Here is a 15,576-nt window from a genome sequence, read left to right on the forward strand (position 1 = left end):
TCAGTTTTTCTCCTCCTCCTGCTCCAGAAGACGGAAAGATAAGTTCAGGTAAAAAATCTCTTCCGGGTCATCCAGTCCGGAGTCCAGAATGTTCTTGATCTTGTCCAGGCGGTACAGGAAGGTACTGCGGTGGATAAAGAGCAGGGATGCTGCCTGTGTGGCATTCAGATTCTCTTCCAGGTAGGTCCTCAGTGTGAGCATATACTCCGTGTTCTGTTCCCGGTCCATCCTCTGCAGGTCCAGAAGCTTCTCATGGCAGAGCATATAGCCGGGAAGCCTTCGGGTGGACTGTTCCAGTATGTAGGTCAGAGCCACGTTGTTGAAGTGATGGATCCACAGATAAGGCTTTTTCCTGCTTCCCACATCCAGAGCTGTGCTGGCCTGGATATACTGGCGCCTCAGGTTCATGTGGCCCTTCATGGGACGGCTGTATCCGGCTTTCAGGAAACTGTCCCTGATAAAATAGGTGAGTTTGCCCGCCACTGTGTCCGCGTCCATCTCCAGACGGCTCAGATTAAAATAGGCCACGATCTCCTCTTTGAAGAGAAAACTGCAGGAATAGGGAAACTGCTTGTCCAGATAATTACAGATAGCTCTTGTGGTGATCTTTTTCTGATCCAGGTAAGTGATCTGGAAAATAAGGCACAGATAGTCGTGCTGTGTGCTCCACCCAAGGGCAGACAGACGCTGGCTGATGTCCAGATAGTCTGCAGTGCGGTCGGACAGCACAGTGATAAGGATCTTGTGCAGAGCGTCCGACTGGCGTGAAGCGGGAGCCTGTTCATGGTAGAGCAGATATTCCACATAGCCTGCCAAATGCGAGAGAAGGTATCCGTTTCCTTTGTCCAGGGGATGTTCGTATTCGATGAGGACAAGGCGGTGTGTGGTGTGCCCGTCCTGTTTTACGTTCATATTCAGGGTGTTCAGTCCTGTGATGTATCCCGGGTAGAATACAGGGTCAGCGGCCTCCTGCATTTTTGTATAAGCCTCATCCTGAGCCAGGGCGTTGACGTACTCAATGTTGAGTCCGTCCTCTGAGTACATATGGTATTTCTCCGGAATGTGTTCTGTACCTGCACTTGCCACGGGTGCAAAATCCAGGCCGATGACAGACAGGGGATTATGGAAAATTTCCAGGGATACGCTTAAGAGATCCCGGATGCTGCCGTTGCTCAGCAGGATCGTGCTCAGATGTTCATCCCAACTGTCGTATGTGTCATAGAGGTCCTGTATGAAATTAAAGATACGGCTCAGGGAATAACTTGCATCGAGAACAAGATATGGGTGCGGAGGCGGTGAAAAGGTCTCATCCAGGTTTCCCGATATGATCAGAAAGACCGGTCCCGTGAGCTGGGAAGAAAGGGACTCCGTGTCCCCGGTTCTCACAAGGCAGATATGCCCGGTGGAGAAACCGGAACCATCCTCAAATAAAAATGGACGCAGAAAACTCTCAGTTGTCTCCAGGTTACCCTGTGAGACAACATGAAATTCTTTATTAATCATTTCAGATAAAAGCACTGCTGATAACTTCAAAATGATCCCCCGTTTATATGATAAATGTCTTGGCTTTTTCCGCGGCATCCACTGCTGTTTCCGTGTAGGCATCTGCGCCGATGGTGTCCGCAAATTCCTGTGTGACGGCACCTCCGCCCACCATGATCTTCAATCGGTGTTCCTTGTCATGTCGGCGCAGGGATTTGACGACCTGCTGCATTTCCGGTATGGAAGTGGTGAGCAGGGAGGAGATGCATACAATGGAAACCTCCGGATTATCGCGGACTGCCTTCAGAAATTGTTTCTCCGGAATGTCGACACCCAGGTCAATGACCTTGAACCCGGCACTGCGGAACATGATCGCAACAAGGTTTTTTCCTACATCGTGCAGGTCACCCTCAACGGTGCCCAGGATAACGGTGCCTATACTCCGTTCTTCCATGATTCCGTATTTTTCTTCCAGAATGTCGAACCCCTTTCTTACACTGCGGGCAGCAGCCAGTATTTTGGGGATATCGGCATCATTTTGTTTATAATATTCCCCCACGGTCTTCATGGCAGGCACCATGGCCTGCTCAACGATGACGGAAGGATTTATATGTTCCTCCAAAGCTCTGAACACAAGAAACTGGGCATCACGAGGATGCCCGTTTTCAATTGCCTGACGAAGTTCTTCTAAAGTAGTCATGATGTCCTCCTGTTCCAATGAAAGAAAAGGTGTAACGGACCGGAATGCGGAACCGTTACGAAATAGTCTTTATTCCAGCAGATAACAACTGGTATAGGCAATGGTGCAGGGACCATAATAATAAGTCATATCGTTGGCTTTGCAGATTTGGGTGACCAGCATGCCATAGGCTTCCATGGAAGAAAATGCTTTCTTGGGAAAGCGGCACGGCTCGTCAGGATAGGTACAGGTCTCACATTTGGTACAGCAGCCGGCGCCGATAGCCAGCATATCGGGATATGTTTCGCGGAGCAGTTTTTCCATGGCGTAGAAGTTCTGTTTATGCAGGGCCTCTGTCTCCATCATGGTTTCCCCGTCCATGGAATCTTCCAGTTCTCCCACGGTCTGTACCAGGATGCCGGCCTGATACTGGTTGATCTTGGCACGGCAGTCCTCCAGAGTTCCGCATCCGGGAGGGCAGCTCCAGCGCTTGCCGTACATGCCGCAGGTGTTGGCTTCGCACATCTGGCGGACCTCGGGAAGCAGTTCAATGGTGCTGCATTTTAATGGTGCGATATGGGAGAAGCCGGTATCCAGTCCCAGCTTCTCCAGTTCTTCATAGTTGATCACGTAAAAGCCCCCAATCATTTTTCAAATCATTTCATTCTCTATTGTTCCGGAAATTCCAGTTCATCCACAAAGCAGTCCTGGAATTCCGGAGAAGCGGCCAGCTCCACAAAAGATATCTCCTTTGCCAGGATATCCGAGTAGAACAGCTCTTCCCTGTTGATGAGTGCGATTTTAGAACCTTCTCCGGCGGCATTTCCCACGGGTACGATCCTGTCTTTCAAAGATATGGGAATCAGGCCGATGTCACAGGCGCTCTCAGGATTCATATAGTTGCCGAAAGCTCCCGCAATATATACGTGTGCGATCTGGTCAACGGTTATGCCAAGCTCTTTCTGCAGAAGCTGGATGCCGGCGGCAATGGCAGCTTTGGCAAGCTGTACCTCCCGCACATCCTTCTGGCTTAAGTAAACAGCGCTGCCGTTTCCGCTCTCGTCTGCCGGAACCAGCGTAAAGGAGGCTGTGCCGTCCTCGGATAAAAGCTTACCGGACTCGTCAATGATACCTGCTTTTCTCAGGCAGGCGATCAGGTCAATAAGGCCGGAACCGCAGATCCCGATGGCTTTCTCTCCGCCTACGGTGGTGTAGCTCCATTTTCCGTCGCTGTATTCCACATGGTCTACAGCACCGGATGCGCCCCTCATGCCGCATTCGATCTTGGCTCCCTCAAAAGCAGGGCCGGCGGCTGTGGAGCAGGCTGCCAGGCGTTCTTTACTGCCCAGCACCATCTCTCCGTTGGTTCCGATGTCGATCATCAGAGAGATTTCATCCTGCTGGTCTGGTCGGATGCAGAGCAGGCATCCCATGGTATCAGCGCCTACAAAGCCTGCCACATCGGGCAGCAGGATAAGCTGGCCTTTGGGGTGGATATGCAGGTCAAAGTCTGAAGCTTTCAAAAAGAGAAGCTGGCTGATGGCCGGATTATAGGGGGCGTGCACAAGCGCTCCCGGGGATATACCCAGAAACAGATGATGCATGCAGGTGTTGCCCACAATACAGGTCTGGTAAATACGATCTGTGCTGATCCCTGACTTCTCTGCCAGTATGTCCAGAATAGACTGGACTGTCTGGCGGATGCAGGAGCTCAGATTCTCCGTTCCGTTCTCAAGTGCGTAGTTGGCACGCATGATGACATCAGCCCCGTACTGGGCCTGGGGATTCATGCTGCTCTCAACGGCCAGAACCCTGCCTGTGCGTGCATCCATCAGATACCCTACTACCGTAGTGGTTCCGATGTCGAATGCGGCCAGATATCCCTTGATGGGATCTTTCTGCAGATCCAGAAGGGTATCCCCGGATACTGCCGCATACCAGGTATCCGTCTCTTTGAGCATTTCATACAGGCCGGAAGCCGTTTGAAGATCCGGTCTGAGATGTTCCATGCTCTCCCCGAAGGATTCCTCCAGCGCCAGTTTCAGGCGGTCCCAGTCAGACAGATTATCCCCTGGTTTTATCTTGCGGATATGTATTCTGCCCAACCGGAGCAGAGGATGGAGCGGTACCGGGCGGGAGAAGCCTTCTGCCAGTATAGCATGTTCCTTTTCTCTCACAAGGGTGTCAACTGTCATATCCCCTGTGATCTTAGTCTGACAGGCTTTCAGAACGCCGGTCACGGGACCTTTTGTCACGTGTACCATGCATTTTCCGCAGGTGCCCTGCCCGCCGCAGGGAGCATCCGGGTCAAGGCCTGCCTGACGCTGCGCCTGCAGCAGGGTAGTGCCTTCTTCTGCCTGAATACTTTTGCCTTCACGGATAAAAGTTACTTCATGTGTTTTCAATTTTCATTCCCCCAATTTTGCTATAGAGTAAGTATAACAGAAAAGACCGCGGCAGTAAACTGCCGCGGTTAAGTTATGAGAGATTTTATATGAAATTTATTAGGAATTTATCAGGATTCTTTTACTAAATGCAGGTTCCAGCTCTGATATTCCGTTTCGGGTACCGGCATGGGGAGTCCTGCCTCCATAAGGGCAGCTCCCAAATAGGTCTTGTCACCCATGCGGTACATGGCATTCGGGTCCAGCCCGCGCAGTCGGATGCAGGTAAAGAGGTTGTTTGCAGTGAGTTTTGTGGAGACAATGCCCAGCAGTGCCTCACTCTTATCCTCCGCGGCAAATTCCCATACCGTATATTCTTCATTTTCATAAGGACTTGCCAGACGGTAATAGGTGCCGTCCTGGATAAGGGAATAATATTTCTTAAATGTCTCGATCTGTGTCCTGACTTCCGCCTTTTCCTCCTCCGTCAGTTTTGCAGGGTCCAGTTCGTAACCAAAGGTGCCGGCCATAGCGACTGTTGCTCTTGTACTCAGGGAAGCAGCCCTGCCTGTCTGGTGGTTAGGGGAGGCTGAGACATGGGCGCCCATGGTGCTGACAGGATAGCAGAAGGAGGTGCCGTACTGTATCTTCAGCCGTTCGATGGAGTCGGTGTCATCGCTGGTCCAGATCTGCGGGGTGTAGTATAACATGCCTGCGTCAAATCTTCCGCCGCCGCCGCTGCATCCCTCAATGAGCATGCCGGGGTAGCGTTTGTTTAGGTTCTCCAGAAACTCGTAAAGCCCAAGAATGTATTTGTGTGCTGTCTCGCCCTGGCGGTCTGCGGGGAGGGCGATGGTGAAAATATCCCCGATACTGCGGTTAAAATCCCATTTCAGGTATTCCACCTGCGCATTGTCCAATACATTACACATCATGTTGTAGATGTGGTCGCGTACTTCTTTGCGGGAAAAATCAAGGACAAGCTGGTAACGGCTTCTCACAGGTGATTTCTCGGGAACCTTGAATGCCCAGTCGGGATGTGCCCGGTATAAGTCGCTGTCCTCAGAGATGCATTCCGGCTCAAACCATATGCCGAATTTGAGGCCAAGGGCATGAATGCGGGCGGAGAGGTCCTTTAAGGTGCATCCCAGTTTCTTTTCATTTACGATCCAGTCACCCAGACCGGAATTGTCACTTTCACGTTTTCCGAACCATCCGTCATCCATGACAAACAGTTCTACTCCCATATCTTTTGCCTGCTCTGCCATTTCCACCAGCTTGTCTCCGGTGAAATCAAAGTAGGTGCCCTCCCAGTTGTTGATGAGAACAGGACGGCGGGCCTTCTTATACTCACCTCTGCAGAGGTTATTGCGGATCGCGCGGTGGAAGCGGTGGCTGACGGCTTCCATTCCCTCTGCGCTGTAGACCATTGCTGCCTCCGGCGCATGGAATGCTTCTCCGGAATCCAGTTTATAGCAGAAATTATCCGGGTGGATACCCATGAGGAAGCGGGTCTGTCCACTCTGGTCCTTCTCTGCCTCAGCCAGAAAATCACCGCTGTAGAGGAAGGAAAAACCGTAACATTCCCCCCTGGTCTCTGTAGTGCCCTGTGCGGCAAGCATCACAAATGGATTGTAGTGATGGCTGGAGGAGCCTCTGGTGCTTCCAACAGACTGAATGCCGTGATGGACCTGTGTGCGGGAGAGCAGGCGCTCCATGGCGTGACGTCCGTAGAAGCTGATAAAATCAAAGTCTCCGAACTGGAAATCCGTACAGGTGCTCATGATACGCTCCAGATAAATGGGGGATTCCCCTTTATTTTCCACAGTCACGCTTCTGGTGATAATGTCCTTTTCCTCCAGGACACCGTAATAGAGATGTACATATACGTTCTGTGTGCTGTCCTTCAGCGTGATGACTAGGGTGTCAGCAGTGTCTTCCTTAAGCGCGTAGAAAGCAGGAAGGCCGGGAAGGGAATATTTTCCCTCCAGGATCTGAGCGGATTCATAGCGGAATTCACAGGAGGAAGCACCGGATGCATAGCGTATCCGCACAGCGCTCTCCCTGTAGTCCCCGTTGCCGTATGTGGGGAATTCCTGGGGAAGAGTGTCAAGAGAATAGGCGCGGTTGTCGCCTGCTATATAGGGATTGCCGGAAAATCCCCGGTCTCTTCCCACATTCAGGTATGAGTAGTCAAATATAGGTGTCCTTTTTCCAAACCATGTATGTACCAGAAATCCCAGATCGTCCACCTTCATCTGGTACATGCTGTTATTGGTAAGCAGGGTAAATAGTTTCCCGGTAGTATCTTTTTTGATAGCCATTCGTTGTTCTCCTCCAAAAGATAAAATAGACATAATAATTCATCTGTTTTCATTATAGTGGACCGGAGGGGACACGTAAATATGTCATTGTGACAATAATATAGCAAAAAGAGAGAAGAGGCACCTTACGGTACCTCCTCCCTCTTTATAGGGTATGCATGACAGATATGGATTTAAGCTAATTTCATTATGATGCCAGCTCTTTTGCTTTCTGAGCTGCGGATGCAGCGTCAGCTGTGTAAGCATCAGCACCGATTTCATCAGCGAATTCCTGTGTAATAGGAGCGCCGCCAACCATAACTTTGATATTGCCGCGGAAATCCTGAGCATTTAAAGCTTCAACAGTAGCTTTTAATGCCGGCATAGTTGTGGTCAGAAGAGCAGAACATCCAACAATCTTAACGTCCGGGTTAGCTTTGACAGTTTCAATGAATTTCTCTGTCGGTACATCAACGCCTAAGTCGATAACTTCAAATCCGGCACTCTCGATCATCATGGCAACAAGGTTTTTACCGATATCATGAAGGTCACCGGCAACAGTTCCGATAACCATCTTGCCGCATACGCCAGCGCTTCCGCTTGCCAGATGTGGTTTCAGAACCTCAACACCTTTTTTCATTGCACGTGCTGCAACTAACATTTCAGGAACGAAAATCTCGTTGTTTTTGAAACGCTCGCCTACAACGCCCATTGCGTCGATCATTGCGTTTAATACGTCTACAGCCTGGCATCCGTCATCCAGTGCTTCCTGAACTAATCCACCAACCAGTTTTGCTTTTCCAGCAGCAACAGCATCTGCAACAGCCTGAATCTTACTCATAATAAATTCCTCCCATTTCTTAAAAAATATATTTTATAGTTTTTTATTTCCCTTTTCAGTAATTCCATTCCTCAACACGAACACCATAAATGTTAATTCTTCGGAGCAGGTCCGATCAGTCCTTCACGGTAAGCACCGATGTATTCCATACAGAAATCATCTTCGCCCATAAGTGCCTCTGTAGCATATACAAGACCCAGCATATCTCGGTTCGTGGGGTCCATGATGGCACTGTCAAGTCCTGCGTTCATAGCCAGGATCATAAAGCCGTAGTTGATCAGCTTACGAACCGGCAGATTGAAGGATATGTTGCTGATAGCAGCAGTAATATGAATCGTCGGGTACTGTTTACGTACAGTTTCGATTACCTCGATATTCATGGCAATACCGTCCTCGGAAGTACACAGCATCTCTACCAGCGGGTCAATGTGAAGACGGTTTGGATTGATGTTGTATTCTTTTGCCTTTGCCATAATATTGTCAAATACACGGAGACGGTCAGCTGCGGATTTGGGGATTCCTGTATCGTCACTTAAAAGTGCAATGACTTCCCAGTCTTTGTTCTCTTCCATTGCCATGATCGGGAAGATGGTGTCAATCTTGTCGCCCTCTCCTGATACGGAGTTGAAGATACCCGGTCTCTTACAGAACTTATAAGCTTCTTTTAAAACTGCGGTACTGGGACTGTCCACGGAAATCGGAAGATCTGTAACTTCCTGGATGCAATCGATCATCCATTTTAAAGTTTCAACTTCAATCTCTTCCGGAACGGAAGCACAGCAGTCTATGTAGGTGGCATTGGCAGCGGCCTGCTTTCTGGCACGGTCTTTGATGAATTCCGCATCCCTCTCAGCGATGGCTTTTGCAACTGCCGGTATGGAACCGTTGATTTTTTCCCCAATGATTATCATTTTTGCAAAACCTCCTGTACAAATTTATAACTCTATTGTACCAAAATGTGCAGAAAGTACAAGCCGCAAAAAGGGGGGATTTTTCAAAGGTTTTCCTACAAAGTGTAGGAAGAGAGAAAACCCATAAAAAATGCGGTAAAACAGGAAAATACCTGAATCTACCGCATTCAAAATGGTTAAAAAATTGTCAATCCGGCGGAAGGACACTTTTCCGCACTACCAGCTCCACGGGAAGGTGGATTGCCTTTTCCGCCACCTTCTCTCCGGAAAGCAGCCGGAACAAGAGCTCTGAGGCCAGTTCTCCCTTTCTGGCAATGTCCTGATGCATGGTGGTCAGCTTGGGAATACAGAACTCCGCGTAAGGATTGTCATCGAATCCGCACACAGAGATATCCCGGGGAACATGGCAGCCGTGTTCGTTCAGATAGCCAATCACCTCAAAGGCAAGCTGGTCTGCCGTACAGAACAGTACATATTTTTTTCCTGCCAGCGCCAGGAGGGAATTGTACTGGCTGTCTCTGCGTCTCTTCTGCGTGTCAAGTACCATGTGCCATTGTTTTTCAGTGCTTATGCCGTGTTCTTTCAGAGCGGCTTTGGCGCCTGCGGCTCTCAGAGCAGAGGAGCCTATCTTGGCATCTGAGATTACAATTATATTGGAAAAACCTGTGTTGATGAGGTAGTTTGCCATCTGCTTCCCCGCGCCGATGTCATCCAGGGTGACATGATACCCCTGGTCGGGCAGTGAGGCGGTATCTTCCATAAAAGTGTCGATTCCCACCACCGGGCAGTCCACCAGGGAACACAGCTTGTCATAGTTGGTCTTGGACAGTGTCACAGCAATGATTCCCGCCACGTTCCAGGAAAGTGCTGTCTTGAAAATATTGTCAAGGTTCCGGTCTATATACAGCATCATATAGTAGCCGGCCCTTCGTATCTCTTCCTCCAGCACACAGATGGTCTGGCTGTAGAACGGATCGCCGACGGTGGTCTGGGTGTAGCGTTTTGTGGTATGGATCACCACAATGATCAGCCTGGTCTTGCCTTTTGTCAGAGCTTCCAGCCCCATCTTGGGCACGTAATTGTGCTCTTTCAGAGCCTGCTGGATACGTTCCACGTTCTCTTTTGACACCTTGCTGGTGCGGCCGTGGATCACGTTGGCAACCGTGGTTGGGCTGACATTCATTATATTTGCTATTTCTTTTATCGTTATCATACGGTTACCCCCAAATTCTGACAGCCTGCGCTGTCTGTTACAGGAAAGTTTTTGTCTGAATGTGACATAAGTAAAGTATCGTATTTTACTTCTATTATAGGATAGCAGAAATTATCAGAATTGCAAGAGGTTGTCAGAAAGTTCATCTATTTGTCAGATAAAAAGAAAATGGGAATGTGTAATTTGATGACTGTACAAAGATTGGTTGTGTGCAAAATGTATAAATGAACAATGTTTAAATTATATATTGTGATGGTTTTATATAAAACCTATTTACAGATAATGGGCATTGTGCTAATGTTTATTATATCAATAGAGGTGTTGCACAACACTAACAGCCAGGATGCGACATTTTATGTAAGTATCGTAAAACACCAACAAAAGGAGGAAAAAAGAATGAAAAGAAAAATTGTAGCAGTAATGCTGAGTACAGCCATGGTATTTGGTCTGGCAGCGTGCGGTGGCGGAAATGATAAGGAAGCCACCACAGACGCAGGCAGTGAGGACAAGCAGGAAGCCGCAGACAAAACAGATGATGCGGACAAAGCTGATGACGCGGGCAGTGACGCCGAGAACGAGACAAAGGAATCAACAGCAGAAGGTGACCGTGAAGAGATTACCCTGTTCCGTTCTGATGATGGCAACGGCGCTGTGGAAGCGGTGATCGAGGGTTTTGAGAAATCCCAGGACAAATATAAAGTAAAATGGGTGACCGCCTCCAACGACACAGACCAGACAAGAAGCCAGCTGAACACAGCGTTCTCAGCGGGAAGTTCTGAATATGATCTGGTTTCCATTGATACGGTCTGGGCTGGTGATATGGCTGCAGCAGGTTATATCGAAGCTCTGGACAGCTACATGATGAAGGCAAAGAGAAGTCCGGCGAATTACAACAAAGGTTCTATTCAGGCAGGTACATACAATGCAAAGACTTATGCGCTGCCATTGTACCCTGACTTTGGCGTTATCTATTTCAGAAGTGATATTGTATCCGAGGAGGATGCAGCCAAATTGAGAAGCGGAGATTTCACATGGGATGACCTGCTTGCTATGGCAGAGACATACAAAGGCCAGGGCGGAACCAAGACCGGATTTACTTTCCAGGCGAATCAGTATGAAGGACTTGTCTGCAACGCAAACGAGTATACTGCTAACTTTACAGATGTAAAAGGCGGACTGGAATCCATGAAAAAGATTGTTGATTCCGATGCAACTCCGGATGATATTTTGGTATATCAGGAATCAGAAGCTGCTAACAGCTATGTAAACGGTGATACGGTATTTTCACGTAACTGGCCGTATGTATGGGGTCTGCTTGGGGCAGAAGGCGCTGCAGTGACACAGGATCAGACAGATATCGCACCAATTCCGGGCGGTTCCTGTATCGGCGGATGGCTGCTGGCTATGAATGCAAAGAGTGAACATAAAGACGGTGCGTGGGAATTCCTGGATTACTTTACATCCCTGGAAGGACAGAGGATCTTCTGCAGCAAGGGTGGATATGTGCCCGGATTTAACGATGCATTGGAAGATGCAGACGTAAAGGCAGCGAATCAGCTTCTCGGTAAAGAAGGCTTCATGAAAGCCCTGGAAAATACAATTGCAAGACCTTCCTCAGACAAATATGAGGAACTATCTGATGCACTGCAGATTTCCATCCACAAATTCTTATCAGGAGAATCAGATTTGGACGGAACCACCACAGAAGTGGAAGGTCTGTTGAAACAGTAACCGTGATCAGGCACCCGCATGGGTGCAGGGGGATTCATTGAGTAAATGGGTGTCGTATATATCTGTAGTTTAATACGGCACCCTTGTTTTATTCGCAGCAATCAAAAGGGGTCTTGCAACCGCTTTTATTGTCGGGAAAGAGGGAAGATTATGATTAAAAGAATGACGTTTAAACAGTTCCTGTTCATTCTTCCGCTGTTGATTTTTATTGGCATATTTTCCATATATCCTATTGTTACATCTCTGGTGTATACACTGTTTGATTACCGTACCAATGATCAGCAGTACAATAGCTTTTATATGTCTGAGCAGCTGAATGAGGAATTGTTTGCACAGGACCTTGGTTATGTGAGCTGGTTTATAGAGACGGATATGGCTACAGAAGGACTCAGCAGCGAGGATGTAGCCGAGTTTGAGGAAATAAAGGCAGAGGTAGATGAACTGCTGACAACGTATGAGGGATCTAAGGGCGTAAAGAAGGTTTCATCTGATACGATCAAAGAAATACAGGCATTCAATAAAGATATCAGGGAAAGACTCACCGATATCTACGACAGGAATGCGGATCTGGAGATGTATAACAGAGAGGGTATGCCGAAGATTTTGGATGACATGGATAACTGTGTGGTGGCATCTAACTTTATCGGTTTAAAGGGATTTGCTAAGTTATTTACAGATACAAGATTTTATAAGGCACTGCTTCATACACTGTTGTTTACGGTTATATCTGTGGCGATTGAGCTGGTGATAGGCATGATACTGGCATTGATTATGGATAAAGCAATCAAGGGTATCGGCGCTGTTCGAACGATCGCATTGATTCCTTGGGCGATTCCTACGGCAGTATCTGCCATGATCTGGAGTTATATGTATGACGGCAGCTACGGTATTATATCAAAGATATTTTCCGTTATCGGGCTGATACCAAAGCAGTCAGCCATGCTTCTGACGGCAAATGGAGCCATGACATCTGTTGTAATATCCGATGTATGGAAAACGGCGCCGTATATGGCACTGCTTCTTCTGGCCGGCCTGCAGATCATTGACAGAGGTTTGTATGAGAGCGCATCTATAGATGGTGCAGGACCTTTTAAAACATTTTTCAGTATTACTCTTCCGCTCATTAAGCCAAGTCTTTTGGTAGCGCTTTTGTTCCGTACTATGGATGCGTTCCGTGTATATGACTTAATTGCAATTTTAACAGGAGGCGGTCCCGGGAACGGTACAGAATCCCTTTCCGTGTACTCGTATAAGCTGATGTTCAGCCAGAGTAATTATGGATATGGTTCTGTGGTGGTTATGGGAATGGCAGTCTGTGTTGCCGTTATAGCTGTGATTTACGTGAAGGTTTTGGGCGCGGAAGTCATCAATAATGATTAGAGGGGAGGAAGGAAAATGAGTAAAAATAAAACATTTAATATTGTCTGCTGGATTTTCGTGGTAATTTTTCTGATGATCACAATATTTCCTTTCTTCTGGATCTTGATCAGTTCTTTTAAACCGGAATCGGAAATTTTCGGAGCAAATGCTTACCGTATTATAGCAGAAAATCCCACACTGGAAAATTACAGGACGGTTATTGTAGAAAAAGGAATGCTCCGTGCTATTGGCAACAGCTTTGTTATGTCGGCAGCTACTACGTTTTATGTTGTAATTGTGGCATCTATGTCAGCTTACATTATCTCCAGATTTAAGTTCAAGGGAAAGGCTCTGCTTATGGGACTGATACTGGCAGTGGCCATGTTCCCGCAGATGATCGTTGTAGGGCCTATTTTTAATATGTTCTATAAACTGAAGATTTTGAATACATACTGGGTCTGCCTGGCATATTCCACAATTACACTGCCGAGTGCTGTGTGGATCATGGTCGCACACTTTAACCAGGTACCGCTGGCGCTTGAAGAGGCGGCAAAAATTGACGGCTGCTCCACATGGGGAATGCTCTGGAGAATCATCTTCCCGATTGCTGCGCCGGGCGTATTTACCACGGCAATTATGAGTTTTATTTCTGCATGGAATGAGTATCTGCTGTCCTGTACCTTGAATATCAATGAGAATATACAGACAGTGCCGGTACGTCTGAGTTATCTGAAGGACCAGTTTACGGTGTTCTGGAGCCAGATCGCGGCGGCCACGGTTGTGGTAGTCATACCGACACTTCTGATTGTTCTTCTGTTCCAGAAGCAGATCGTTGCCGGCATCTCAAATGGAGCGGTAAAAGAATAACAGAATTTTGAGAGGAGAACAGCATGAATAAAGCATGGTGGAAAGAGGCGGTTGTTTACCAGATATATCCCAGAAGTTTTATGGATTCCAACGGAGACGGAATCGGGGACCTGCGGGGCGTGATCAGCAGGCTGGATTATCTGAAGGACCTGGGGATTGATGTTATCTGGATGTCTCCATGTTACAAATCGCCAAATGATGACAATGGATATGATATCTCTGATTACAGGGATATTATGGATGAATTCGGAACCATGGATGATTTTAAGGAAATGCTCGCGGGCATCCATGAGAGGGGCATGAAGCTGGTGATGGATCTTGTTGTGAACCATTCTTCAGATGAACATCAGTGGTTTGCGGAGTCCAGGAAATCCAGGGATAACCCGTACAGGGATTATTATATCTGGAGAGACGGCAGGGATGGGAGAGAACCCAACAACTGGACCTCATATTTCTACGGTCCCGCGTGGGAGTATGATAAGACCACAGACCAGTATTATCTGCACCTGTTTTCAAAGAAGCAGCCGGATCTGAACTGGGAGAACCCGAAACTGCGCGGTGAGATTTATGATATGATGAAATTCTGGCTGGATATGGGATGTGACGGCTTCCGTATGGATGTTGTGAGTCTGTTTTCAAAGACACCGGGGCTGCCGGATGGAAAACCGGCGGAGATCACCGGAACAGAGCATTTTCAGGACGGGCCCAGAATTCATGAATTTCTGCAGGAGATGAACCGGGAGGTTTTATCAAAATATGATATTATGACAGTGGGTGAGACACCGGATGTTCCCCTGGAACATGCCCTGCGCTATGCCAATAATGAGGGTACAGAGCTTAATATGGTTTTCCAGTTTGAACAGAACACGCTGGACTGCGGACCTGAGCGTTACAGTTATCGGAAAGTGCCGCTGCCGGAATTAAAGGCATGCTTCAGCAAATGGCAGACGGTTCTCCAGGATAAGGCATGGAACAGTTTGTACTGGACCAACCATGACCAGCCAAGAACCGTGTCCCGCAGGGGAAATGACGGGCAGTACCGCAAAGAAAGCCAAAAAATGCTGTACACTATGCTTCTGACCATGCAGGGAACCCCGTATATTTATCAGGGCGAGGAAATCGGAATGACAAATGTGCATTTTGATTCCATTGAGGATTACAATGACATAGAGGTAAAAAATCTCTGGAAAGAGCGTGTTATCAACGGCAGCGCGGACCCAGAGGTTCTGCTGGATGCCATCAGGTTCCGTTCCCGCGATAACGCAAGGACTCCGATGCAGTGGGATGACAGCGAGAATGCCGGATTTACCACGGGAACACCGTGGCTGAAGGTGAATCCCAATTACAAGGATATCAATGTGAAGGAAGCGCTGGAAGACCGGGATTCTATTTTCTATTATATGAAGAGGCTGATTCAGATGCGGAAGGCAAATGAGGTTGCTGTGTACGGAGATTTCAGGGAATATGAGCCTGAGAATGAGAGTCTTTATATATATGAAAGAAATTATGAAGGCAAAAAGATGTTTGTGGTGCTGAATTTCACGGAAAATGAAGTTCCTTTCCATATGCCTGAGGGGCTGGATGCAGGTAAGGCTGTGCTTGTGATTGATAATTATAAGGGAGAGGAAGCGCTGGAGGAGGGTATGATGCGGCCGTATGAGGCGGCTGTGTATGTTATGTAAACTGTTTGAATGGTGAGAGAAAGAAGGCGGCGCAGCACAGGGCTGTACTGCCTTCTTTTTATAATTTGAATTTCGTCGTATTGTCTAATTGTTATTTGGGGTGGGTTGTGATACACTTCTGATT

The 15,576-nt window shown here is 47.8% G+C and carries 12 protein-coding genes; 4 read left to right on the forward strand and 8 right to left on the reverse strand.

Features of this window, described 5'->3' with window-relative positions; translation table 11 throughout:
* From WMO65_RS16320 to WMO65_RS16355, 8 genes are all read right to left on the reverse strand, one after another.
* Positions 1-1,533, reverse strand: a complete 1,533-nt coding sequence (locus tag WMO65_RS16320; RefSeq protein ID WP_052099504.1) for a PucR family transcriptional regulator — start codon at positions 1,531-1,533, stop codon at positions 1-3.
* Positions 1,534-1,546: 13 nt separating this feature from the next.
* The gene (locus WMO65_RS16325; RefSeq protein WP_103731852.1) at positions 1,547-2,182 is read right to left on the reverse strand and encodes a cobalamin-dependent protein; all 636 of its coding nucleotides are present in this window, start codon (positions 2,180-2,182) and stop codon (positions 1,547-1,549) included.
* Between the two features lie 69 nt (positions 2,183-2,251).
* The gene (locus tag WMO65_RS16330) at positions 2,252-2,791 is read right to left on the reverse strand and encodes a DUF2284 domain-containing protein (protein ID WP_317430471.1); all 540 of its coding nucleotides are present in this window, start codon (positions 2,789-2,791) and stop codon (positions 2,252-2,254) included.
* A 38-nt stretch (positions 2,792-2,829) separates the two neighbouring features.
* On the reverse strand, positions 2,830-4,566 hold the full coding sequence (locus WMO65_RS16335) for an ASKHA domain-containing protein (RefSeq protein ID WP_148391782.1): 1,737 nt from the start codon (positions 4,564-4,566) through the stop codon (positions 2,830-2,832).
* 110 nt (positions 4,567-4,676) lie between these two features.
* Complete coding sequence (locus tag WMO65_RS16340) at positions 4,677-6,869, reverse strand: alpha-galactosidase (RefSeq protein ID WP_148391783.1); 2,193 nt, start codon at positions 6,867-6,869, stop codon at positions 4,677-4,679.
* A 187-nt stretch (positions 6,870-7,056) separates the two neighbouring features.
* Positions 7,057-7,689: a corrinoid protein gene (locus WMO65_RS16345; RefSeq protein ID WP_033141684.1), complete on the reverse strand. Its 633-nt coding sequence runs from the start codon at positions 7,687-7,689 to the stop codon at positions 7,057-7,059.
* A gap of 92 nt (positions 7,690-7,781) precedes the next feature.
* Positions 7,782-8,600: a methyltetrahydrofolate cobalamin methyltransferase gene (locus WMO65_RS16350; RefSeq protein WP_033141685.1), complete on the reverse strand. Its 819-nt coding sequence runs from the start codon at positions 8,598-8,600 to the stop codon at positions 7,782-7,784.
* 187 nt (positions 8,601-8,787) lie between these two features.
* Positions 8,788-9,813, reverse strand: a complete 1,026-nt coding sequence (locus tag WMO65_RS16355) for a LacI family DNA-binding transcriptional regulator (RefSeq protein ID WP_148391784.1) — start codon at positions 9,811-9,813, stop codon at positions 8,788-8,790.
* Positions 9,814-10,209: 396 nt separating this feature from the next.
* Here WMO65_RS16355 and WMO65_RS16360 point away from each other — a divergent pair, with 396 nt between their 5' ends.
* The 4 genes from WMO65_RS16360 (at position 10,210) to WMO65_RS16375 (ending at position 15,452) form a co-directional block, all read left to right on the forward strand.
* The gene (locus WMO65_RS16360; RefSeq protein ID WP_033141686.1) at positions 10,210-11,544 is read left to right on the forward strand and encodes an extracellular solute-binding protein; all 1,335 of its coding nucleotides are present in this window, start codon (positions 10,210-10,212) and stop codon (positions 11,542-11,544) included.
* Positions 11,545-11,694: 150 nt separating this feature from the next.
* Entirely contained in the window at positions 11,695-12,924 is a 1,230-nt protein-coding gene (locus WMO65_RS16365; protein ID WP_148391785.1) for a carbohydrate ABC transporter permease, read from the forward strand.
* A 15-nt stretch (positions 12,925-12,939) separates the two neighbouring features.
* Positions 12,940-13,770: a carbohydrate ABC transporter permease gene (locus WMO65_RS16370; protein ID WP_033141687.1), complete on the forward strand. Its 831-nt coding sequence runs from the start codon at positions 12,940-12,942 to the stop codon at positions 13,768-13,770.
* A gap of 23 nt (positions 13,771-13,793) precedes the next feature.
* On the forward strand, positions 13,794-15,452 hold the full coding sequence (locus tag WMO65_RS16375) for a glycoside hydrolase family 13 protein (protein ID WP_148391786.1): 1,659 nt from the start codon (positions 13,794-13,796) through the stop codon (positions 15,450-15,452).
* Positions 15,453-15,576 lie beyond the last annotated feature (124 nt).

This window comes from Blautia caccae (assembly GCF_040095955.1).
Classification (GTDB): domain Bacteria; phylum Bacillota; class Clostridia; order Lachnospirales; family Lachnospiraceae; genus Blautia; species Blautia celeris.

Excerpts from the sequence above, each read along its gene's own strand:
- WMO65_RS16325 (WP_103731852.1), bottom strand. The coding sequence starts at position 2,182 with ATGACTACTTTAGAAGAACTTCGTCAGGCAATTGAAAACGGGCATCCT.
- WMO65_RS16340 (WP_148391783.1), bottom strand. The coding sequence starts at position 6,869 with ATGGCTATCAAAAAAGATACTACCGGGAAACTATTTACCCTGCTTACC.
- WMO65_RS16345 (WP_033141684.1), bottom strand. The coding sequence starts at position 7,689 with ATGAGTAAGATTCAGGCTGTTGCAGATGCTGTTGCTGCTGGAAAAGCA.
- WMO65_RS16350 (WP_033141685.1), bottom strand. The coding sequence starts at position 8,600 with ATGATAATCATTGGGGAAAAAATCAACGGTTCCATACCGGCAGTTGCA.
- WMO65_RS16355 (WP_148391784.1), bottom strand. The coding sequence starts at position 9,813 with ATGATAACGATAAAAGAAATAGCAAATATAATGAATGTCAGCCCAACC.
- WMO65_RS16360 (WP_033141686.1), top strand. The coding sequence starts at position 10,210 with ATGAAAAGAAAAATTGTAGCAGTAATGCTGAGTACAGCCATGGTATTT.
- WMO65_RS16365 (WP_148391785.1), top strand. The coding sequence starts at position 11,695 with ATGATTAAAAGAATGACGTTTAAACAGTTCCTGTTCATTCTTCCGCTG.
- WMO65_RS16370 (WP_033141687.1), top strand. The coding sequence starts at position 12,940 with ATGAGTAAAAATAAAACATTTAATATTGTCTGCTGGATTTTCGTGGTA.
- WMO65_RS16375 (WP_148391786.1), top strand. The coding sequence starts at position 13,794 with ATGAATAAAGCATGGTGGAAAGAGGCGGTTGTTTACCAGATATATCCC.